General features: G+C 69.7%; 24 protein-coding genes. 18 read left to right on the forward strand and 6 right to left on the reverse strand.

The window, feature by feature from the left end:
- The first annotated feature begins 147 nt into the window (after positions 1-147).
- The 6 genes from IZR01_RS01560 to IZR01_RS01585 all read left to right on the forward strand — a co-directional run bounded on the left by IZR01_RS01560 (position 148) and on the right by IZR01_RS01585 (position 8,381).
- Positions 148-1,161, forward strand: coding sequence for a substrate-binding domain-containing protein (locus tag IZR01_RS01560; RefSeq protein WP_194922597.1), 1,014 nt, complete (start codon positions 148-150; stop codon positions 1,159-1,161).
- Positions 1,162-1,169: 8 nt separating this feature from the next.
- Entirely contained in the window at positions 1,170-2,222 is a 1,053-nt protein-coding gene (locus IZR01_RS01565) for an ABC transporter permease (protein ID WP_194922598.1), read from the forward strand.
- Positions 2,223-2,311: 89 nt separating this feature from the next.
- A complete protein-coding gene (locus IZR01_RS01570) occupies positions 2,312-3,130 on the forward strand; it encodes an ATP-binding cassette domain-containing protein (protein ID WP_369125356.1) in 819 nt (272 codons plus the stop codon).
- A complete protein-coding gene (locus IZR01_RS01575; RefSeq protein WP_194922600.1) occupies positions 3,130-4,149 on the forward strand; it encodes a PfkB family carbohydrate kinase in 1,020 nt (339 codons plus the stop codon). The genes IZR01_RS01570 and IZR01_RS01575 overlap by 1 nt, the downstream gene beginning before the upstream one ends.
- 31 nt (positions 4,150-4,180) lie before the next feature.
- Positions 4,181-6,727: a glycoside hydrolase family 32 protein gene (locus IZR01_RS01580; protein ID WP_194922601.1), complete on the forward strand. Its 2,547-nt coding sequence runs from the start codon at positions 4,181-4,183 to the stop codon at positions 6,725-6,727.
- A gap of 511 nt (positions 6,728-7,238) precedes the next feature.
- Positions 7,239-8,381: a S53 family peptidase gene (locus tag IZR01_RS01585; RefSeq protein ID WP_194892522.1), complete on the forward strand. Its 1,143-nt coding sequence runs from the start codon at positions 7,239-7,241 to the stop codon at positions 8,379-8,381.
- 315 nt (positions 8,382-8,696) lie between these two features.
- On the opposite strand, the gene IZR01_RS01590 is transcribed toward IZR01_RS01585, so the two are convergent.
- The 5 genes from IZR01_RS01590 to IZR01_RS01610 all read right to left on the reverse strand — a co-directional run bounded on the left by IZR01_RS01590 (position 8,697) and on the right by IZR01_RS01610 (position 13,255).
- On the reverse strand, positions 8,697-9,152 hold the full coding sequence (locus IZR01_RS01590) for an SRPBCC family protein (protein ID WP_194922602.1): 456 nt from the start codon (positions 9,150-9,152) through the stop codon (positions 8,697-8,699).
- Complete coding sequence (locus IZR01_RS01595) at positions 9,149-9,943, reverse strand: alpha/beta fold hydrolase (RefSeq protein WP_194922603.1); 795 nt, start codon at positions 9,941-9,943, stop codon at positions 9,149-9,151. The genes IZR01_RS01590 and IZR01_RS01595 overlap by 4 nt, the downstream gene beginning before the upstream one ends.
- A complete protein-coding gene (locus tag IZR01_RS01600; RefSeq protein ID WP_194892519.1) occupies positions 9,940-10,827 on the reverse strand; it encodes a helix-turn-helix transcriptional regulator in 888 nt (295 codons plus the stop codon). Before IZR01_RS01600 ends, IZR01_RS01595 begins: the two co-directional genes overlap by 4 nt.
- Before the next feature lie 129 nt (positions 10,828-10,956).
- Positions 10,957-11,637 carry a DUF6629 family protein gene (locus IZR01_RS01605; protein ID WP_194892518.1) on the reverse strand — a complete coding sequence of 227 codons (681 nt, stop codon included), beginning with the start codon at positions 11,635-11,637 and terminating at the stop codon, positions 10,957-10,959.
- Between the two features lie 850 nt (positions 11,638-12,487).
- On the reverse strand, positions 12,488-13,255 hold the full coding sequence (locus IZR01_RS01610) for an MBL fold metallo-hydrolase (RefSeq protein ID WP_323746874.1): 768 nt from the start codon (positions 13,253-13,255) through the stop codon (positions 12,488-12,490).
- Between the two features lie 59 nt (positions 13,256-13,314).
- Between IZR01_RS01610 and IZR01_RS54735 the strand changes: the two genes are divergently transcribed.
- Together IZR01_RS54735 and IZR01_RS54740 are read left to right on the forward strand one after the other, a co-directional pair.
- Complete coding sequence (locus IZR01_RS54735) at positions 13,315-13,572, forward strand: oxidoreductase (RefSeq protein ID WP_267254739.1); 258 nt, start codon at positions 13,315-13,317, stop codon at positions 13,570-13,572.
- Between the two features lie 40 nt (positions 13,573-13,612).
- Positions 13,613-13,831, forward strand: coding sequence for an oxidoreductase (locus tag IZR01_RS54740; RefSeq protein ID WP_228558783.1), 219 nt, complete (start codon positions 13,613-13,615; stop codon positions 13,829-13,831).
- Here the strand turns inward: IZR01_RS54740 and IZR01_RS01620 are convergent.
- Complete coding sequence (locus IZR01_RS01620; RefSeq protein WP_323746875.1) at positions 13,807-14,157, reverse strand: winged helix-turn-helix transcriptional regulator; 351 nt, start codon at positions 14,155-14,157, stop codon at positions 13,807-13,809. The two genes, IZR01_RS54740 and IZR01_RS01620, sit on opposite strands and share 25 nt — an antisense overlap.
- Here IZR01_RS01620 and IZR01_RS01625 point away from each other — a divergent pair.
- The 10 genes from IZR01_RS01625 (at position 14,134) to IZR01_RS01670 (ending at position 19,854) form a co-directional block, all read left to right on the forward strand.
- A complete protein-coding gene (locus tag IZR01_RS01625) occupies positions 14,134-14,376 on the forward strand; it encodes a hypothetical protein (protein WP_194892517.1) in 243 nt (80 codons plus the stop codon). The two genes, IZR01_RS01620 and IZR01_RS01625, sit on opposite strands and share 24 nt — an antisense overlap.
- A gap of 145 nt (positions 14,377-14,521) precedes the next feature.
- Positions 14,522-15,139 carry a hemerythrin domain-containing protein gene (locus tag IZR01_RS01630; protein WP_194922604.1) on the forward strand — a complete coding sequence of 206 codons (618 nt, stop codon included), beginning with the start codon at positions 14,522-14,524 and terminating at the stop codon, positions 15,137-15,139.
- Positions 15,139-15,540 carry a WhiB family transcriptional regulator gene (locus IZR01_RS01635; RefSeq protein ID WP_438939684.1) on the forward strand — a complete coding sequence of 134 codons (402 nt, stop codon included), beginning with the start codon at positions 15,139-15,141 and terminating at the stop codon, positions 15,538-15,540. The genes IZR01_RS01630 and IZR01_RS01635 overlap by 1 nt, the downstream gene beginning before the upstream one ends.
- Complete coding sequence (locus IZR01_RS01640; protein WP_228554077.1) at positions 15,537-16,220, forward strand: DUF1345 domain-containing protein; 684 nt, start codon at positions 15,537-15,539, stop codon at positions 16,218-16,220. Before IZR01_RS01635 ends, IZR01_RS01640 begins: the two co-directional genes overlap by 4 nt.
- 129 nt (positions 16,221-16,349) lie before the next feature.
- Complete coding sequence (locus tag IZR01_RS01645) at positions 16,350-16,706, forward strand: PRC-barrel domain-containing protein (RefSeq protein WP_194892515.1); 357 nt, start codon at positions 16,350-16,352, stop codon at positions 16,704-16,706.
- An 85-nt stretch (positions 16,707-16,791) separates the two neighbouring features.
- A complete protein-coding gene (locus tag IZR01_RS01650) occupies positions 16,792-16,956 on the forward strand; it encodes a hypothetical protein (RefSeq protein WP_194892514.1) in 165 nt (54 codons plus the stop codon).
- 130 nt (positions 16,957-17,086) lie between these two features.
- Entirely contained in the window at positions 17,087-17,527 is a 441-nt protein-coding gene (locus IZR01_RS01655; protein ID WP_194922605.1) for an STAS domain-containing protein, read from the forward strand.
- Between the two features lie 73 nt (positions 17,528-17,600).
- Positions 17,601-18,182 (forward strand): hypothetical protein, encoded by a 582-nt coding sequence (locus IZR01_RS01660; RefSeq protein WP_194922606.1) that lies wholly within the window; start codon positions 17,601-17,603, stop codon positions 18,180-18,182.
- Positions 18,179-18,556: a hypothetical protein gene (locus IZR01_RS01665; RefSeq protein ID WP_194892511.1), complete on the forward strand. Its 378-nt coding sequence runs from the start codon at positions 18,179-18,181 to the stop codon at positions 18,554-18,556. Before IZR01_RS01660 ends, IZR01_RS01665 begins: the two co-directional genes overlap by 4 nt.
- A 239-nt stretch (positions 18,557-18,795) precedes the next feature.
- Entirely contained in the window at positions 18,796-19,854 is a 1,059-nt protein-coding gene (locus IZR01_RS01670; RefSeq protein WP_194922607.1) for an acyl-CoA desaturase, read from the forward strand.
- Positions 19,855-20,163 lie beyond the last annotated feature (309 nt).

Below are 20,163 nucleotides of genomic sequence, written 5' to 3' on the forward strand. Positions count from 1 at the left end.
CGATTCTCGCCTACCTCTGGACAGCGCGGCACAGCGCCCCTACCGTACCAGGAAACGTTTCCAAGGAAACGTTTCCAGAGCTCTCTGGAAACGTTTCCCGCCCGCGCGCCAGACTTCCGAAACCACACCGAAAAGGGGACACCTCCCATGTCATCGCGGTTCACTTCCGGGGCGATAGCCGTGCTCGCCCTGTCAGCGACTCTCACCGCCTGCGGCTCCGGCGGCTCGGCGGGCTCCGGCTCCGGCTCCGGCGGCTCCGGCTCGATCACCGTCGGCCTGATCACCAAGACCGAGACCAACCCCTACTTCGTCACCATGAAGAAGGGCGCGCAGGCCGAGGCCGCCAAGGACGGCGTCAAGCTCCTGACCGCGGCCGGGGCCTACGACGGCGACAACGCCGGCCAGGTCACCGCCATCGAGAACATGATCGCCGCCGGCGTGAAGGGCATCCTGATCACCCCCAGCGACCCCAAGGCGATCGCGCCGACCCTGGACCGGGCCCGGCAACAGGGCATCGTCGTGATCGCCCTGGACACGCCGCCGGACCCGCAGAACTCCGCCGACGCGCTGTTCGCCACCGACAACCTGGCCGCCGGCAAGCTGATCGGCCAGTATGCGAAGGTGCGGATGGCCGGTAAGACCACGAAGATCGCCACCTTGGACCTGACGCCCGGGGTGGACGTCGGCGTGCAGCGGCACAACGGCTTCCTGGCCGGGTTCGGGATCGCCGAGGGCGACCCGTCGATCGTCTGCGAGGCGGACACCGGCGGGGACCAGGCCAAGGGGCAGACCGCGATGGAGAACTGCCTCCAGAAGGCCCCTGACATCAACCTCGTCTACGCCATCAACGAGCCCGCCGCGATGGGTGCCTACCAGGCGCTCAAGGCCGCCGGGAAGGACAAGACGGTCACGATCGTGACCATCGACGGCTCCTGCACCGGCGTCAGTGCCCTGAGTCAGGGCCAGTTCGCCGCCGATTCTCAGCAGTACCCGCTGAAGATGGCCTCGCTCGGCGTGGACGCGGTCATGAACTTCGCCAAGACCGGCAAGAAGCCCAGCGGCTACACCGACACCGGCGTGAGCCTCATCGCCGCCACCCCGGCCGCCGGCGTCGACTCCAAGGACGCCGCCTATGGCCAGTCCAACTGCTGGGGATCGTGAGCCCGGCGATGGACACCGTGAACACAGTGAGCACCGAAGGCCCCACGGGCGCCGCGGGCAGTACGACCGCCGAGCCCGCCGCCGCCTCCCCGCCGCGGACGGTCTCCGGCCGGATCAGTGCCCTGCTCCGCGTCCCGACCCTCGGGCCGCTCGGCGCGCTGCTGCTGGCCTGCCTCTACTTCTCCTTCGCCTCCGGCCGCTTCCTGACCGGCGGCAACATGTCCCTGATCTTGCAGCAGGTGATGGTGGTCGGCACCCTGGCCGTGGGCCAGTCCGCGATCATCATGACCGCCGGGATCGACCTGTCCAACGGCGCCGTGATGGCGTTCGGCTCGATCGTCATGACCAAGCTCGCGGTGGCCGGCGGGTTGCCGGTGTGGCTGGCGATCGCCGCCGGGATCGGGGTCTGCGCGCTGTTCGGCGCGGTCAACGGATCGCTGGTGACGCTGGTCAAGCTGCCGCCGTTCATCGTCACGCTCGGGACGCTGAACATCGCCATGGCGCTGACCCACATCACGTCCAAGGAGCAGACCGTCACCGGCCTGCCGACCGCGCTGACCAAGCTCGGCGACACCTTCCCGCTCGGGCAGACCCGCGTCACCTACGGCTCGGTGCTGATGCTCGTGCTGTTCGCGGTGGCCTGGTACGTGCTGCGCCACACCGCCGCCGGGCGCCACCTGTACGCGGTCGGCGACAACCCGGACGCGGTGCGGCTGGCCGGCGTCGATGTGCGCCGTCAGCTGATCACGGTCTACACGATCGCCGGCGCGCTCTACGGCATCGCGGCGCTGCTGTTGGTGGCCCGCACCGGCGTCGGCGACCCGCAGGCCGGCCAGACCGAGAACCTCGACTCGATCACCGCGGTGGTCCTCGGCGGCATCAGCCTGTTCGGCGGACGCGGCTCGATCGTCGGCCCCCTGTACGGCGCGCTGCTGGTCGGGGTGATCCGCAACGGCCTACAGCTGTCCGGGGTCGACTCGGTCTACCAGATCCTCATCACCGGCATCCTGGTCATCGCGGCCGTGGCGGTGGACCAGCTCGCTCGCAGGAGGCGCAAGTGACCGCCGAGAACGGCACCGAGACCAGCACCGAGACCAGCACCGAGACCAGCACTGAGAACGGGCGTGCCGCGCCGGCCGGCGCCCAACCCGTGTTCCAAGCCCGCGCTCTGGTGAAGCGCTACGGGCACGTCACGGCCCTGGACGGCTGCGACTTCGACCTGCTGCCGGGGGAGATCCTGGCGGTGATCGGCGACAACGGCGCCGGCAAGTCCAGCCTCATCAAGGCCCTGTCGGGCGCGCTGACCCCGGATTCCGGCGAGTTGCTGCTCGACGGCAAGCAGGTGCGCTTCCACGGCCCCGCCGACGCGCGCCGCGCCGGGATCGAGACCGTGTACCAGGACCTGGCCGTCGCCCCCGCGCTGGACATCGCCTCGAATCTGTTCCTGGGCCGCGAGATGCGCCGCGGGGGTGTGCTCGGCTCGGTGTTCCGGATGCTCGACCGCGATCGGATGCAGCGCGAGGCCGCCGGGCACATGGCCGCGCTGAAGATCGGCATCCGCTCGATGAAGCAGACCGTGGAGACGCTGTCAGGCGGGCAGCGGCAGGGCGTCGCGGTGGCGCGCAGCGCGGCGTTCGCGCGGCATGTGGTGATCATGGACGAGCCGACCGCCGCGCTGGGCGTCAAGGAGACCGGGATGGTCCTGGACCTGATCCGGCAGGTGCGCGAACGCGGTCTGCCGGTGGTCCTGATCAGCCACGACATGCCGGCGGTCTTCGACGTCGCCGACCGGGTCCACGTCCAGCGCCTCGGACGGCGGGTGGCGGTGGTGCGGCCGGGGGACATCGAGATGTCCGACGCGGTCGCGATCATGACCGGTGCGGCGCCCGGCAACCTGGCAGTCGGCAACCCGGCGCCCGGCAATCTGGTTCCTGGCAACCCGGCAGCCGGCAACCTGGCGGCCGGCTGATGGTCCAGGCACAGGGCGCTGCCGCCGCCGCTAACGCCAACGCCACCGCAACCGCCGTGGCCGTGGTCGGCGAGGCGCTGATCGACCTCATCCCGGTCGGGGGATCGGGTGGGCGCACCGATGTTCAAGATCTGTACCAAGGAGTGCCGGGAGGCTCGCCGGCGAACGTCGCGGTGGGTTTGGCGCGCCTGGGCGTGCCGACGCGGATGGCGGCGCGAGTCTCCGGCGACCCGCCGGGGCGGATCACGCGCCGCCGGCTCGCCGATGCCGGAGTCGATCTGCGCGGGGTCGTCGCGGCGGCCGAGGCGTCGTCGGTGGCGCTGGTCTCGCACGGCGACGCAGGCCCGCACTACGATCTGCGGCTCCACGGCACCGCCGACTGGCAGTGGACCGAGGCGGAGTTGCAGCGGCTCGACCCGGGTTCGCTCGCGGCTTTGCACGTCGGGTCGCTCGCCGCGGTCCTGCCGCCCGGTGCGCACGAGATCGCGGCGCTGGTCCGGCGGGTCCGCCGGACCGCGACGATCACCTACGACCCGAACGTGCGTCCGGAACACATGACCGCGGTGCCCGACGCGCGCGGCCGGATCAGTGCCCTGATGGGGCTGGCCGACGTGGTCAAACTCAGCGATGCCGATCTCGCGTGGCTGGCCCCGGGCACCGGCCCGGTCGCCTTCGCGCGACACCAGGTCTCGGCCGGGGCGGCGATCTGCGTCGTGACGTTGGGCGCGGCCGGAGCTGTGGCGGCGTGTGCGGCCGGAGCGATCGAGGTCCCGGCCGTTCCGGTCGAGGTGGTCGACACCGTCGGCGCCGGCGACGCCTATATGAGTGCCCTGCTGGCCGGTCTGCACGACCATCGCCTGCTCGGCGCCGCAGCCCGCGCCGACTTGCGCACCCTCGCGCCCGACACCCTCGCGACCGTCCTCGCCGACGCCGCCCTCGCCGCAGCCGTCACCTGCGGCCGCCGCGGTTCCGACCCTCCCACGCGAGCCGAACTCACCGCTCCAGCAGCAGTCCGCTGATACGCAAGCAGATACGCAAGGGGGTACCACCATGTCCAGACACCGGTTCAAAGCTCTGTGGGCCGGCGTGGCCTTGTTCGCCGCGGCTTCCGTCGTAGGCCCGCCGGCCTCAGCCGGCACCGTCTATCACGAGTCCTACCGTCCCCAGTTCCACTTCTCGCCACAGCAGAACTGGATGAACGATCCCAATGGCCTGATCTACTACAAGGGCCAGTACAACCTGTTCTTCCAGTACAACCCGAGCGGCGACACCTGGGGCAACATGTCGTGGGGCCACGCCGTGAGTACCGACCTCGTGCACTGGAAGCAGCTGCCCATCGCCATCCCGCAGGACGCGAACGAGATGGTCTTCTCCGGCAGCGTGGTGTTCGACCGCACCGACTCCTCGGGCCTGGGTACCGCCGCGAACCCGCCGCTGGTCGCGATCTACACCAGCGCGTACAAGACCGGCGGCAAGCAGGCGCAGTCGCTGGCGTACAGCCTGGACGGCGGCACGACCTGGACCAAGTACAGCGGCAACCCGGTCCTGGACATCGGGTCGCAGAACTTCCGCGACCCGAAGGTGTTCTGGTATCAGCCCACGCACTCCTGGCTGATGACGGTCGCCCTCTCCGACCAGCACAAGGTGTCCTTCTACAGCTCCAAGGACCTGAAGTCCTGGACCCACCTGTCCGACTTCGGCCCGGCCGGGGCGGTCGGCGGCGCGTGGGAGTGCCCGGACCTGTTCCCGCTGCCGGTCGACGGTGATCCGGCGCGCACCGAGTGGGTCCTGGTCGTCGGCACCAATCCCGGCGCGATCGCCGGGGGTTCCGGGGTGCAGTACTTCGTCGGCGCCTTCAACGGCACCACCTTCAGCAGCGACGACCCGCCCTACACCCCGCCGTCCGGCGACACCCTGCAAGACTTCGACTCCTCGGCCGGCTACGGCTCGTGGACCGCGACCGGCACGGCGTTCGGCACCGGTCCCGCAGCCGGCACGCTCCCGGGCCAACAGCAGGTCACCGGCTTCACCCCGCCTGGCCTGGCCAACTCCTTCAACGGCGGCGACGCCTCGACCGGGGAACTGAGCTCCCCGGCCTTCACCGTCACCAAGCCCTATCTCAACTTCCTGATCGGCGGCGGCGACCATCCCTACGTCCCGGGTGCCGGCGACGGCTCGCCACCGCCCGGAACCCTGTTCCAGGACTGGTCCGCCGGCACGACCTACGCCGACGAAGGCTGGAGCGCCACCGGCTCGTTCGCGGGCTCGGGGCCGTCGACCGAACAGCTGCCCAATCAGCTGACGCCGCGGGTCCTGGACACCTTCTCGCCGTCCGGGGACGGCGGCACCGGGACGGTCACGTCCCCGGCGTTCACGGTCTCCTCGCACTACATCGCGCTCCAGGTCGGCGGCGGCGACCACCCCTGGGGTTCGGCAGGTTCGGCGGGTGCCGCGGGTTCGGCGGGTGCCGCAGCGCCGACGGCTGTCAACCTACTGATCGGCGGCAAAGTCGTCGCGACCGCCACCGGGACGAACAGCGGCGAGCTCGACTGGACCAACTGGGACGTCAGTGCGTACGCCGGTCAGCAGGCGCAGATCCAGGTCGTGGACTCCGCGACCGGCGGCTGGGGGCACCTGATGGTCGGCGACATCGTGTTCTCCGATACCAAGGCCGCGCCCAAGGACGACCAGACCTCGGTGAATCTCGTCGTCAACGGCTCCGTGGTCCGCTCGGCCACCGGCTCCGACAGCGAGAACCTCGACTGGGCCTCCTGGGACCTGCACGACCTGATCGGCGAGCAGGCGCGGATCCAGATCGTCGACCACGACACCGGCGGCTGGGGCCACATCCTCGCCGACGACTTCACGGCCGCCGATGCCCCGGCGGCATCCACGATCCAGCGCGCGCACTGGATCGACTACGGACCCGACTTCTACGCCAGCGCCACCTTCAACGACACCCCCGACGGCAGCCGCGTCATGGTGGGCTGGATGAACAACTGGCAGTACGGCCAGAACATCCCGACCTCGCCGTGGCGCAGCGCCGACAGCTTCCCGCGCCGGCTCAGCCTGGCGACCGTGGACGGCCAGGTCCAGCTCACCCAGCAGCCGATATCGCTGGCCTCGTTGCGGCAGTCGGGGTATTCGGCCCCCGCGCTCCAGCTCGATTCCGCGACCGTCCCGATCCCGGCCGACGCCGGCCAGGAGTACGAGGCGCAAGTCAGCCTCACCCCGCACGGCGCGCGCCAGGTCGGCCTGGACGTGCGTACCGGGCCCGGCGGGCAGCGCACGCGCATCGGCTACGACGCCACGACCGGCCGCCTGTTCGTGGACCGCACCGCCTCCGGCGACGTCGGCTTCGACCCCACGTTCCCGTCGGTCGAGTCGGCCCCGGTGTCGCTGACCAACGGCGCGCTGGCCCTGCACATCCTCGTCGACGCCTCCTCGGTCGAGGTCTACACCGCCGACGGCACCCGCGTGCTGACCACACAGATCTTCCCGGATCCGTCGAGCACCGGCCTGGACGCCTTCGCCGACGGCGGCCGGGCGACCGTCGCGGGGCTGCGTGTGTGGAAGCTGGCTTCGATCTGGCCCTAAGTCTCCTCCGGTCCAGGCCGGGAGAAACCGTGAGTCAGCCACGGATTCTCGGGGGATTCTCGGGGCATTCTCGGGGGAGTGCCAACGCCGGCGTCGCGACTCATGCCATTGACCCTCCGAGTCTGCACTGCTACGTTCCGCTGTAAATACGAACCCTGTGACGCTCGCCGGCTGGGCGCCGGCTCCGGTGACGACCGGAGCGGGCCCGGCCGTTCCCCGTCGGGGTGGCGTATCCCCACATCACCGTCGGTCCGCTGACGGTTCCCTCCGGTTCGCCCGGAAAGCATCGCGAGTCCGCCGGCCCACCGGCGTGCCGGAAAACGGCGAGCGATGCCGAAGGTGCGGCCCCCGACCTCGCCGCCGGACAGCCGACACCGGTGTCGGACTCCCCGCCGGAGCGCTCCGGCGGCTCCGCGGTCCGTCCACGGCTCGCTTCGAACTCGTCACACTGCACCGCGGCCCGGCCACCAGCCCGGTCTCTCCCCACAGGTCCGCCTCTCGGAGGATTTCAGTGACAGCTCGTATCAGGCTCCTGCTCTCCATGCTCGCCGCGCTTCTCCTGGCCATGGCCGTGCCGACGTTCGCCGCCGCGAACGCTTCACTGGCGGCCACCACCTACGCGCACCCGATGTTCGTGGTCGGGCACGCCGCGCCAGGTGTGCACCCGAACGTGCCGTCCGGCTACGGACCGTCCGATCTACAGTCCGCGTACAAGCTGCCCTCCAGCACCAAGGGCGCGGGCCAGACCGTGGCGATCGTCGACTCCAACAACGACCCGACGGCCGAGGCCGACCTCGGGGTGTACCGGGCGCAGTACGGCCTGGCGGCGTGCACCACGGCCAACGGCTGCTTCAAGAAGGTGAACCAGACCGGAGGCACGAGCTACCCGCCGACCGACGCCGGCTGGGCCACGGAGATCTCGCTGGACCTGGACATGGTCTCGGCGACCTGTCCCAAGTGCCACATCCTGCTGGTCGAGGCCACCTCGGCCTCGTACGCCAACCTGGGCGCGGCAGTGAACGAGGCCGCGGCGCTGCACGCCACCACGATCTCCAACAGCTACGGCGGCGGCGACATGTCCGACAGCTCGGCCCCGTACTACAACCACCCCGGCATCATGATCACGGCCAGCTCCGGTGACGGCGGCTACGGCGTGGAGTTCCCGGCGTCCTCGCGCTACGTCACCGCGGTCGGCGGCACCTCGCTGACCCACGCCTCGAACGCGCGTGGCTGGAGCGAGACCGCTTGGTCCGGTGCCGGCTCCGGCTGCTCGGCCTACAACCCGGCGCTGAGCGGCCAGGCCAGCTACAGCACCGGCTGCGCCCGGCGCGCCGTGGCCGACGTCTCGGCCGTGGCCGACCCGTCGACCGGCGTCGCGGTCTACGACACCACCCCGTACAACGGCAGCAGCGGCTGGCAGGTCTACGGCGGCACCTCGGTGGCCTCGCCGATCATCGCCTCCGTGTACGCGCTGGCCGGTAACGCCGCCGGCATCAACAACAACTACCCCTACACCCACCACTCCGCGAGCACCTTCTTCGACGTCACGACCGGCTCCAACGGCTCGTGCTCGCCGACCCAGCTGTGCCACGCGCGCGTGGGCTGGGACGGCCCGACCGGCCTGGGCACGCCGAACGGTGTCGGCGGGTTCTGATCCGCACGGTAGCCGTTGACGAACGGTGACCGGCGTGGTGGCGGCATCTCTGTCGCCACCACGCCGCTTGGCTTCTCCGCGCGGGGTTCACCGATCATGACGTGCGGGTCGGTGTGCGTGAACTCGGTGGGGGAGCCCAGTTGCCTCGCGGTCGGGTTGCCGCTGCGCGAGATCATCAAAGGTCACACCCGGACCCGCCGACACCAAGTGCGACGCACACCGCGTGGTATTCGTCACCTGGAGCAGGTTGGCGCTGGTCGGTTCGTGGTTTACGTGCTGTTGAGCACCCGGATGTCTAGTTATCCGCGCCGGCGGTCAGGGCTTGGTGACCGTTTCGGCATGGCTCGCGAGGCCGTCAGCCATCTTCTGCATGTACCGCTGAAGGTAGGGCCGCATGTGCCAGCCCAGCCCCCAGCGGGTCGAGTAGGCGCCGTACCAATGGATGGACGTGCCTTCCCCCGGGGCCGGTTCGATCTCGATCGCGGCCTGGTAGTCGCGCATCATCGGGTTGAAGGCGTCTTCGTACGCCAGCCGCTTCTCGGGTTCCACCATCGTCAGGCGCTCCCCGGTGACCATCCGCCCAGTGCGGAACGCGCGAACCGCGCCCACGCCGTCCCGGCCCTCGGGGTCGAGCCCGACGGACCGCTCGCGCTCCAAGCTGTCGACGCACGACCAGACCGGCCAGCTCGCCGCGTCCAGCAGCAAGGCCCAGATGACGGACGCGGGGGCCTTCGACCTGGCCGTCACGTCATAACGCTGTCGGTTGTTCATGATCCGTCCAGGGACGAGATGAGGAGCGAGGCGACCTGGCTGCTTGCTTCGAGCGGAATCCAGTGGCCGATGCCGGGTATGACGACCACTTGCCTGCCCTCATGCCCGGCGGCGATGCGAACAGACAGCTCCGGCGGGCTCAATCTGTCTTGCTCGCCGGCGACCAACGTCATCGGCAAGCCCGCGGGGATCTCTCCCGGCTCGGTCGCTTCGGCGAGGGCTTCGTTGTTGGCCGCGTAGCCCGCGGCGTCCTGGCCGCAGATGAGGTGGCGGATGAACGCCGTGACTTCTGGGCGGAGCCGACGGGTCTCAGCGCTCACGGAGGCCTCGAGTATCTCGTCTGCGACGACGGCACTGCCCAGCTCCCGGATCCGGCCGGCACGGTTCCGAATCGACTGTGCGGCCGCGGGCGTCGGAGGCGAGACCGCCCCGAGCAGAACCAGCCTGGATACGAGGTCCGGGCGTGTCGCCGCGATGGTGCGGGCCACGAGCCCGCCCATCGAGTGGCCGACCATCAGCACCTGGTCGATGTTCAGTCCGGCCAGGATCTCGATGGCGTCGGCGGCGTGCGAGTCAACGGTGATCCGGCTCCGTCCCAGCGGGGACCGGCCGGCGCCGGCGAAGTCAGGGCGTATGACGCGAGCCCTGGCCGCGGCCAGGGCAGCGGCCTGCCCCTGGTAGACGGCGGACGTGCCGCCGATGCCGTGCAGGAGCATCACCGCGGGGCCGGTCCCGTCCAGGGCGACGGAAAGTTCATGGTCGCCTGCGGCCATCATGGCGATCTCGGTCATCGCCGGGTTTCCTTTGCCTCAGCAGTTTTGAGCGGTTCATCGGGGTCTGCCGGCGCACCGGATTTCGTCACACCGGACAGCGAGCGCAGGGCGCTCAGCCCGGCGGCCGCCGCGCTGTCCGGCGCCGCGGAGTAGACGAACAACCGCTGCCCGGGTGCGCCGACCACAGTGAAGGCCTGGTAGTGCAGGTCGAGACGTCCGATGCGGGGATGGCAGATGCGTTTCACCTCGGCCCCGCGAGGCCGCACCTCTTGACGCGCCCAGATCTGGGCGAACAACGCGCTGCGAACGCTGAGTTCGCCGATGATCTCCTCGATTCCGGGGTCGTCCGGAAACTGCCCGGTCTGGGCCCGCAGGTTGGCCACGGCGTTCGCGGCCACCTCGTCCCAGTCGACGTAGAACCCGTGGGCGAACGGATCGAGGAAGATCATGTGCAGCAGGTTCCCGAACCGGGTGAACCCGCTGTACAGGGCCTTGGCCAAGCTGTTCGCCGCCAGGATGTCGCTCGCCGGTCCGACCACACACGCGGGCATGTCCAGGAAGTGCTCCATCAGCTGCCGCAGCCGCTCGTCCACCTCGGGCCGCGCGACGCTCCGCGCCCTCCGCGCCGCCGGCGTCGCCACTCGGAACAGATACGCGGTGGTGGGCTCGTCCAGGAGCAGGGCGCGCGCGATCGCGTTGAGGACCTGCTCGGAAGGCCTTCGCTCGCGTCCCTGCTCCAGCCGCACGTAGTAGTCCGTGCTCACTTCGGCAAGCAGCGCGACCTCCTCACGGCGCAGCCCGCTGACCCGACGAGAGGCATCGTCCTGAAGTCCGACTCGGCTCGGGCTGACCAAGCCGCGACGCGCCCGCAGGAAGGCGCCGAGTTCGTTGCCCACATCCACGGCCACAACGCTAGGCCGAAACCGGCTCGGCTGGCAGGGCGTGGTACACCCACCCGCCGGCGGTGGTGCGCTTCCGATCAGCCGGGATGTGCCAGCCGCAATGCGGCCGCGGCCTGGTCGACCAAGCCTTCAGTCCTGCAAACGCATGCCGTCCAGCCCGCTCGGGCGGGTCATCGGCCGCGAGCGCCAGGCCCAGCGCAGCAGGATCAGGCTCGCCACCGCCGCGAGCGCGCACCAGGTCGAGGCGAAGGCCAGGCGCCAGATCAGGAAGCAGGCGACGCTGCCGATCGTGCAGACGACGCCGAGCGTCCGGATGGTGCGGTCCTCCGCCACGAGCAGGGCGCCGAGGGTTGCGACCAGGTATCCCGCGACGACCAGAGGCGCGGCCGGTATTCCGACGGTGTAGGCGAGGGTGTGACCGTGGACGTGCGCCTTCACCGGTCCGCGGGCCAGGGCGAAGGCCAGGGTGATGGAGGTGGCCGTGCCGAGGCCGGTCAGGAAGACGAGCTGTCGCCGGACCGTGGCGGCCGCGGACGACGAGGCCAGCAGGACCGCGACTGGAACCAGCAGGGGGAGTAGGGGCAGCGCGATGACGGCCCAGACGACCCGGGCCGACGAGGCCACCGAGGGCGACACGGTGCCCTCCTGCCCCCGCCACACCACCGACTCGACCATTTGGTGGGTCCCGAGCAGCAACGGGAGCGCGGCCAGGGGGAGGTCGGTCCGGCGGCGGACCCCGGCCAGAGCGCCGACGCCGAGGGCGGCGATCACACCCCCGGCGATGAGGTCGGCGTCCGGACTCCAGCACATGGCTCCACCTCGGATCCGGTGAGGCGTTGTATCTCCTCCAGTAGAACGGCAGAAGCTCCGGAGCGATAGCCAAAGCCCTGGGCGATAGCCCGGCCGGGATCACCGGTGCGGCTGCGGCAGCGAACCGCATAGGCACGGTCACATAGGTACGGTCACATAGGTACGTCACCCAGGCGCCGCCGCATAAGCGCGACTAACTAAGCATGACCAGTACACGCAGCCCGTATTCGACATCGGGTCTTGCAGAACGCTGTCCATCGGTGCAGACTGGGGTGCGCAACGCAGGGTACGTATACGGTCTCGAACTGTGATCGTGCGTACTGGGCGCTGTCCGGGCCTGGCCCCCGCCCGACGGTGAACACCCTCCCCAGGACTGGTCCGCCCGAAGTGCTGATCGCCGCGGTGATCCGTCTTCCCGCAGTCTGCGATCCCCTGCGCCCCGCGCTCCATCACGTGCCGAGATGTGCGCCGCCGACGGTGCCCACGCCACCAAGGAGAAGAAGAAGGTCCTGGAGGCAGCCAAGGCCTTCGGGCATCCGGCGACACCATCTTGACCATCCATGCCCTGGCGGACATGGAGATGACCACTGCCAAGTTGCGCAGGGCTCTGTTTCAGGTCGACACCCTGTAACACCCCTGGGCTGAGCAAGCTGGGTGCCGGGGGGCCTCTGGCGGCTCAGTGCGGTGCCGGCTCGCCGTAGGCGGGCGCTGGCGGGGCCGGCACCGGCGGGGTGCAGCGCGAAGCCGCACCCCGTACATAACCGAAGGCCGGGACCTCTGGTCCCGGCCTTCGGTAGTGCTGTGCGGGGTGGGCGGTGTCCATCCGCGTGTCCATCCGACATCGCGGAGATCAGCCGATCGGCGGTGCGAGGTACTCCAACGCATAGCCGTCGCCGGCGGCGGTCACGCGGGCGATGCCGGGCGAATCTAGGTGGGCGCCGGCTACGAAACACTGCGGCTGGGCCAGCTGCTTGAGCAGGGCCGCCCGCGCGGCGCGGGCCTGGGACTGGTTGCCGTCGAGCTCCCAGGACACGTTCGGCTGCTCGAATTGGAGCGTGGGAACGTGGACGGTGTCGCCCCAGACGAGAAGGCGGCCGGTGGTGCTCCTGACGTCGTAGACGGTGTGGCCGGGCGTGTGGCCCGGTGTGGGGATCGCGGTGGTCCAGTCGTTGATCGCGACCTGTTCCGACACGGGTACCACCCGGTCGCGGATCGGTGCGAGCCGTCCGGTGAACACCGAGGTGTCGCCCGCGCCGATCCACACGCGCTCGAGTTCGGGGAACGCCTCTGAGCCGTCCGGCGCGATCAGGCCGCTTACGTGGTCTTCGTGCCGGTGGGTGATGGCGACGTCGGTGACTTGCGCGCGGTCGATTCCCGCTTCGTCGAGCGCGTCGTAGATCAAGCCCATGGTGGGGTCGTGCCAGGCGTTGGATGCTCCGGTGTCGATGAGGACCGATCGCGTGCCGTCGGTGACGAAGAAGGCGTTGACCGACAGCCGCAGGTTGTCGTCGGCCAGTGGGACGGCGGCCGGCAGCTCGTCGAGCGGGCGCCCGTCCTCGTCGCGGAGTCGGGTCGCCGGTGAGGAGCCGTAGCCCTGCTCCCGAAGAACCTCCCGCACTGTTCACCGCGGTCAAACTCGGCACCCTGGAGTCGCCCAACCGCATCGTCATGTCGGGGATGACGCGCAGCCGGGCGCCCGAGGCCGGCATCCCCACAGAGCTCACCGCCACCTATTTCAGCCAGCGCGCGAGCGCCGGACTGGTCGTGACCGGGTCGGTGGCCGTCTCCCCGGAGGCGTCGGGCTACCTGTGGACCGAGGGCATCCACAGCGCCCGGCAGATCGCCGGGTGGCGACGGGTGACCGAGGCCGTGCACAGCGCGGGCGGACGTATCGCCGTCCAGCTGATCCATCGCGGCAGGGTGTCCCACAGTTAGCTGCAACCTGATCGTTCCGCGCCGCCCGGCGTTCGACAGGATGCTGATACTGGGCGGGGGGTACACGGCGGAGACGGCGACAGCCGCCATCGACGAGCGCCGCGCGGACCTCATCGCGTTCGGCCGCCGCTTCCTGGCCAATCCCGACCTTCCCGCGCGACTGCGGGCTCGGCGCCCGCTTGCCGATGCCGACCCCGCCACCTTCTACGGCGGAGGCGCTGAAGGCTACACCGACTACCCGACCGACTCCGACGCTTGAGTCTTCGGCGCTTTCGGTGCTGACCACGCCGGGTTTCTCCGGACACTGATCTGTTCCAGTTCGACCGCGTCCCCGGTTTCACTGCGCACTTCGACGTGGACCGGGACGCCTGCTTCGTGGTCGAGGTAGTGCAGCGGCCCCGTGCCGTCCTGGAGGTATTTGTCGCCCCACTGCATCAGGGCCACGATCACCGGGAACAGGCCGCGGCCCATGTCGGTGAGCACGTATTCGTCGCGGGTGCGGCCGCCGTCCTCGCGGTAGGGGCGCTTATCGGCGCCGGGATCGGCCTGGCCATGCCGGTCATGCTGACCCAGGCCACCGCCCACCTGCCCGGGGCGCAGGCCGCCTCCGGCAGCGCCGTGGTCAACACCAGCCGCCAGCTCGGCTACGTCCTGGGCGTCGCCATCCTCATCGCCATCCTCAGCGCGGCAGACTCCGCACACCATCCGGCGCGCGCCTTCGGACAGGTCTGGTGGTTCATCGCCATCACCGCAGCCGTATCCGCCGTCACCGCCTGGGGCATCACCAGCCGCCGCCAGAGGTGATCGCGGACTGGGAACAGCGTCGGCGGCTGGGCGCCTCCGAGCGCCGGGGCAGAGTGTGACGAGGCTGTTTACTCTCGGGCGGGCAGGGCAGCAGGAGGCTCGCGGTTCTATCCCGCGACCCGCGCACAGTCGCATTGGAGTCGCCATGTCAATAACCGAGGACACCCCTGACAGCCCTGGCACCCCCGATAGCCCCGATAACCTCGACAACCCCGACGTCATCGCGGTGCTCAGGGGCGACCACCAGCATGTCGAGGAGTTGTTCAACAAGGTCCAGGACCATGCCCGCTACCGCAATCGCCGCAAGGAGCTCGCGGACCAGGTCATCATCGAATTGGTCCGGCACATGGTGGCTGAGGAGCAGTACGTCTACCCGATCGTCCGCGAGGCCGTTGGGGGACAAGCGGTGGCCGACCACGCGGTGAGTGCGAACGCCGCGGCCGAGGCGCTCATGAAGCAGCTTGAACCTCTCGAAGCGACCGACGAGGTCTTCGATCGGGTGCTCATCAAGCTGATGGCCGTGACCCGCTCCCATGCCGAGGACGAGGAGGCGCAGCTGTTCCCGTGTCTGGCCGCGGCGTGTCCTGCGACGGAGTTGCGCGAACTCGGCGGGAAGGTTCAAGCCGACAAGGCGGTCAGACCGACCCGCCCGCACCCGGCGGCCGTCACGACGCCGCCAGACAACGTGCCCGTCGGATCCGAGCCGGGTCTGGTCGACCGGCTCCGCGACGCATTGGCGCACCCCACCGAAGGAGGGTACTGATGACTTACGCCACCGAGACGCTCAGCCACGCGAGGATCGTCGGCACCCGACCGCGCGCCGGGGGCGCCGGCACGCCCAAACGCCGGAGGGGTGCCCGCCCGGTGAGTCCGCAGCGTTTGCGGACGCCGGGGGACGACATGGCCGACTGGGTCCAACAGGGCGCCTGCCGGACCAGCGAGCCGGAGCTGTTCTTCCCGATCACCCCGCCCGGCTACACCCGGCCCAAGCAGCAGCTCACCGAGGCGAAAGCGGTGTGCCACCGGTGTCCGGTGATCGAGTCCTGCCGCAAGTGGGCACTGGCCCATCCGCGGATGGCCCAGTACGGGGTGTGGGGCGCGATGTCCGAGGAGGAGCGCCGTACGGTCCGTCGCCATGGTGATCGGTCGGGACCCCGGTCTTGACGAGCCAAGCGCACACCGGGGACCGGAATCAGAGTGCTGCGACCGGCCGGCCCTTCAGCTCGGCCCGGACGAAGCTGCTGGTTTCCGTCGCCGCGGCGTTCGTGGCGGGCGTGGCCACGGCGCTGCTGGGCGCCGGCCGGGCCGCGCCGTTGATCGGCTGGGACGTGCTGGCGATCGTCTTCTGCGCGTGGGTGTGGTCCGCTGTGTGGAGCCTGGACGCGGAGGCCACGGCCGGGCATGCCAAGCGGGAGAACCCCAGCCGCGATCTGGCCGATCTGGTCCTGCTCGGGGCGGCGGTCGCGAGCCTGGTCGCCGTCGGGGTAGTGCTGTTCGGAGCCGGCCACGCCGGCGGGAACGCCGAGTACGCGCAGGCGGCGCTGGCGTTGGTCTCGGTCTTCGCGTCCTGGACGCTCGTCCACACGGTGTTCACGTTGAAGTACGCGCGGCTCTACTACTCCGGCGAAGTCGGCGGGATCGACTTCAACGAGTCTGACGCTCCGCAGTACAGCGACTTCGCCTATCTGGCGTTCACGATCGGTATGACGTTCCAGGTCTCCGACACGAACATCGGGTCCAAGGAGATCCGGCGCACGGCGCTGCGGCACGCGTGGCTGTCGTTCCCGCTGGGGGCCGTGATCATCGCGACGTCGATCAACCTCGTGTCCGGGCTGGCCAAGTGAGAGGCGTGGTCCGGCCCGGGCACCGCGCCTCGCTGATTCCGCAGATCGCGCTATATCGGGAGTTGGTGGGCGTATGCTGGCAAAAAGGCTAGTTGTGGCTATTTTCCCCCGAGCGCCGGAGGAGGCACGATGATCCAGGCAGCGGACCTGCGGGAGTGGCGTACTTACGATGTGGTCGACTCCGGCGGGCACAAGATCGGCTCCTTGGAGGCGGTCTACGTGGACACCAGCACCGACGAACCCGCGATGGCGACCGTCCGGGTCGGCCTTCCCACCAGGCACCGCCTGGTGTTCGTCCCGCTGGACGACGTGGTCGTGGGACCCGACTACGTCCGGGTCAACTACGCGAAGTCGCTGGTGAAGCGCAGCCCGGCGATCGGTACCGACGACGTTCTCCCCTTCGAGGACGAGGAGGCCGTCTTCCAGCATTACGAGCTGCCGTACGAGGCGGGTGCTTCCGGAGAGCGGCAACTCGCCCGCCGCTGACCACCGGCGCGCAAGCTGACCACCTGCTCGCAACCTGATCACCTGCCCGCAAGCTGAGCATCTGCCTGCAACAGGAAGAAGCGCCATGGTTGTGTTCCTGCTCCTCATCCTGGCCGCGGTCGTGCTGGGCGTCATCGGCGCCGTCGTCAAAGGGCTGTTCTACCTGCTGCTCATCGGCTGCGTGCTGGTCGCCGCGGCTGTCGTCTACGGGGTGGTGCGGCTGCGTCGGCCGCGGCAGCGGGTGCGATGAAGACCTTCTGAGTTGAAAGTCTCTCCGCTGGCCGAGAGGTCTAGAGTTGAACTACGCCCGGCCAATCCGGGCGGTCTCCCCGGACCCCGGTGACGCTTCGCGCTCCTGCGGCAGGTCTTAGGAGGCCGTCATGGCGGGCATCGGCTCAGGCGCCGACTCGGGTGCCGACTTACGTGGGCGGACCGATTCCGGTCAGCGGGATATCGGCGCCGCCGCCACTACATCGCGGGCCTTGTTGACCATATCGGTCGATCCGGCCGCGAGCAGACCGGTGGTCGCCCTGACCGGTGAGCTGGATATCGCGACCGCTCCCGCCGTCAAGACCGTCTGCTTCGAAACGTTCGAAGCCCGCCCCCGCCCGTACGTCGTCGTCGACCTGGCCGGGTTGTACTTCTGCGACTGCGCGGGCCTGAACGCGTTCGTCCTCATCCACAACTGGGCTCTCACAGGTGGCGGGTGGGTCCGGCTGTGCCGCACGGACCGTCGCATGCAGAAGATGCTCGACATCACCGGACTCGCGGCGACGCTGCGCTGCTATCCGACCGCCGTCGATGCCTTCGCCGATATCTGAACTATCTGCGCCACCCCGTTTGGATCCGGCGATTCGGGTACTCATGGGCGGAAGCCCCTTTGAGGAGGCCCTCATGATCACCGCCGTGGTCTTCATCGCCATCGCCATAGTCCTGGTCGTCGCCGTCGTGGCGTACAGCGGCCGGCACGAGTACGCCAAGCGCCGGATCCGTACCTCGTTCGGGCCCGAATACGCCCGGGTGCGGGCCGAGCAGGGCGGAACGCGGGCCGCGGACCGGGAGCTGGCGCGGCGCAACCAGATGCACGACAGGCTGCGCCTGGAGCCGATCAGTGCGAACGACCGGGACTTCTACGCCACGTCCTGGCAGCACATCCGAGGCGGCTTCCTCGAAGACCCGGGGGTCGCCGTGACCAGTGCCGCGCAGCTGCTGGCCCGGCTGCTGGAAGCCAAGGGCTATCCCGGCGACGATCAAGGCGAGCAGCTGGCTCTGCTTTCGGTCCAGTACGGACCCGCCCTGGCGGACTACCGCCAAGCGCTGTGGGTCAGCGAACGCCTGCGGTCCGATCCGGCGTCGATGCCGACCGAGGTGAAACGCGAAGCCCTGATGCAGTACCAGACCCTCTTCGAAGACCTGCTGACCGAACCCGGTGCAGTGGTGTCGCGCAGGATCAAGGAATCGGAAGTCACGCCGTGAACGCCGAACCGGTCGTGGACCAGGACACCTTCCCCACCGAGCCGACCCACCGGTGGGCTGACGACGGGGGCGTGCTCACCGAGGAGCGGCAGCCGGAGCCGGAATCCATGGAGCCGCTCTTGAGCGACGAGGCGGAGCAGGCGTTCCTCAGCCGCTGGGCCGAGATCCAGGCCGGCTTCGTGGAGGACCCGGCGGAGTCCGTGCGGGAGGCGGACCGGCTCATCAACGAGATCGCCGCGGCCCTGCAAAGCGCTTTCCAGGCCCGCAGAATCGATCTGGCGGCCGACTGGCAGGACGGCAGCCCCGGAACCGAGGGGCTGCGCATGGCCCTGCGGCGCTACCGAGCTTTCATCGGGGTCATCCTCCCCAAGTAACACCCCCTGGACCGGTGCCGCGTCTCACCCCGCGAGGCGCGGCATCGCAGCGGGGGACGCCGTCGTCCGAGCACGCCGTCCCGCTGCCCGGCACCGCTCCTGGCCTGCGCCCGGCCAGCGGCCGTAGAATGCCCGCAACGCACCCGACCATCGCAGCCCGACCGAGTTTTCGATCAGGTCTAGACCTTATGCCGGTCTCGTGACCCGCCTCGCTGCAATCAACCAGTGAGGTAATCGCTATGGCTGCTATCCCCTATGACGGCGTAGAGCCGTTTCCCGGCCACCCGCCGACCGCCACGACACCGGTTCAACGCAGAATTCAAGTGGCCGTGACGGCCTTGCTGGTCATCGCGCCGCTGCTCGGTCTCGTCGCCGCGGTGTGGTTGTTGTGGGGCAGGGGCGTCGGGGTCGTCGACCTGCTGCTGGCGGGCTTCTTCTACTTCCTGACCGGGTTCGGCGTGACCGTCGGCTTCCACAGACTGCTGACCCACCGGAGCTTCACCGCCAAACCGGCTCTGCGCGCGGGGCTCGCGGTCGCGGGATCGATGAGCTTCCAGGGTTCGGTCATCAGCTGGGTCGCGACCCACCGGCGGCATCACGCGTTCACCGACCGGCCCGGCGATCCGCACTCGCCCTACCGGTACGGCACCGGACCGGTGGGCCAGCTGCACGGCCTGGTCCACGCCCACTTCGGCTGGCTGTTCGGCGACGACCCGACCGACGTCGGCCACTTCGCCCCGGACCTGGTGGCCGAACCGGTCATGCGCCGGATCTCCGGGCTGTTCCCCGTGCTGTGCGTGGCGTCCTTGGCCTTGCCGGCCCTGGCCGGCTGGGCGATCGGCGACTTCGCCTGGACCGCGGGAGTCACGGCACTGATATGGGCCGGGCTGGCCCGGGTGTTCCTGCTCCAGCACGTGACGTGGAGTGTCAACTCCCTGTGTCACCTGATGGGGACGCGGCCGTTCGCGACCCGCCGCCACGACCGGGCCACGAACCTGTGGCCGCTGGCCCTGCTGTCGATGGGCGAGAGCTGGCACAACACCCACCACTGCGATCCGTCCTGCGCCCGGCACGGCGTGGATCGCGGCCAGATCGACCTGTCCGCCGGGGTGATCCGGCTGTTCGAGCGCCTCGGCTGGGCCACCGATGTTCGTTGGCCCGACCCCCGACGCTTGGCCGAACACCGGCTCGGTCCGGCGGCCGCGGCCGCGGCCGCATCCGCATCGGTGTCCGCATCCGCTTCCGCGTCTGCGCTTCCGCGCACCGGGCCGCTGACTCCTCGCGATCGGGCCAGGTAAGAGGCAGGGGCGCTATATACGCACCATCCCGATTCGCGCTATTGTGGCAGTACCTTCATACGCCCAAGACTCTGGCGCCGTGAATTCCGACGCGCCGTATGCGGTCGGGGCAAAAACCGGTTTCATCTTCGGCCGCGAAAGCCCTCCCACGCAGCCGACGCCCCACATGCGAAAGCGTAGGGCGCTCAATGGGCAGGACTTCCATCAGCACGCCGACATGCGAGGTCCGGCCTCGCGTGCCACGAGGTCAACCGCGCCGTTCCCGGTTGGGCCGCCGACTCCGCGCCCGTCCCGATGCCACAGCCGTGT

It is taken from the genome of Catenulispora pinisilvae (genome assembly GCF_015356865.1).
Taxonomy (GTDB): Bacteria; Actinomycetota; Actinomycetes; order Streptomycetales; family Catenulisporaceae; genus Catenulispora; species Catenulispora pinisilvae.

Coding starts and splice junctions, on each gene's coding strand:
- IZR01_RS01660 (WP_194922606.1), top strand. CDS start 17,601: ATGATCACCGCCGTGGTCTTCATCGCCATCGCCATAGTCCTGGTCGTC.
- IZR01_RS01580 (WP_194922601.1), top strand. CDS start 4,181: ATGTCCAGACACCGGTTCAAAGCTCTGTGGGCCGGCGTGGCCTTGTTC.
- IZR01_RS01575 (WP_194922600.1), top strand. CDS start 3,130: ATGGTCCAGGCACAGGGCGCTGCCGCCGCCGCTAACGCCAACGCCACC.
- IZR01_RS01645 (WP_194892515.1), top strand. CDS start 16,350: ATGATCCAGGCAGCGGACCTGCGGGAGTGGCGTACTTACGATGTGGTC.
- IZR01_RS01650 (WP_194892514.1), top strand. CDS start 16,792: ATGGTTGTGTTCCTGCTCCTCATCCTGGCCGCGGTCGTGCTGGGCGTC.
- IZR01_RS54735 (WP_267254739.1), top strand. CDS start 13,315: ATGACGCGCAGCCGGGCGCCCGAGGCCGGCATCCCCACAGAGCTCACC.
- IZR01_RS01670 (WP_194922607.1), top strand. CDS start 18,796: ATGGCTGCTATCCCCTATGACGGCGTAGAGCCGTTTCCCGGCCACCCG.
- IZR01_RS01635 (WP_438939684.1), top strand. CDS start 15,139: ATGACTTACGCCACCGAGACGCTCAGCCACGCGAGGATCGTCGGCACC.
- IZR01_RS01630 (WP_194922604.1), top strand. CDS start 14,522: ATGTCAATAACCGAGGACACCCCTGACAGCCCTGGCACCCCCGATAGC.
- IZR01_RS01625 (WP_194892517.1), top strand. CDS start 14,134: ATGCTGACCCAGGCCACCGCCCACCTGCCCGGGGCGCAGGCCGCCTCC.
- IZR01_RS01655 (WP_194922605.1), top strand. CDS start 17,087: ATGGCGGGCATCGGCTCAGGCGCCGACTCGGGTGCCGACTTACGTGGG.
- IZR01_RS01560 (WP_194922597.1), top strand. CDS start 148: ATGTCATCGCGGTTCACTTCCGGGGCGATAGCCGTGCTCGCCCTGTCA.
- IZR01_RS01605 (WP_194892518.1), bottom strand. CDS start 11,637: ATGTGCTGGAGTCCGGACGCCGACCTCATCGCCGGGGGTGTGATCGCC.
- IZR01_RS01590 (WP_194922602.1), bottom strand. CDS start 9,152: ATGAACAACCGACAGCGTTATGACGTGACGGCCAGGTCGAAGGCCCCC.
- IZR01_RS01595 (WP_194922603.1), bottom strand. CDS start 9,943: ATGACCGAGATCGCCATGATGGCCGCAGGCGACCATGAACTTTCCGTC.
- IZR01_RS01565 (WP_194922598.1), top strand. CDS start 1,170: ATGGACACCGTGAACACAGTGAGCACCGAAGGCCCCACGGGCGCCGCG.
- IZR01_RS54740 (WP_228558783.1), top strand. CDS start 13,613: ATGCTGATACTGGGCGGGGGGTACACGGCGGAGACGGCGACAGCCGCC.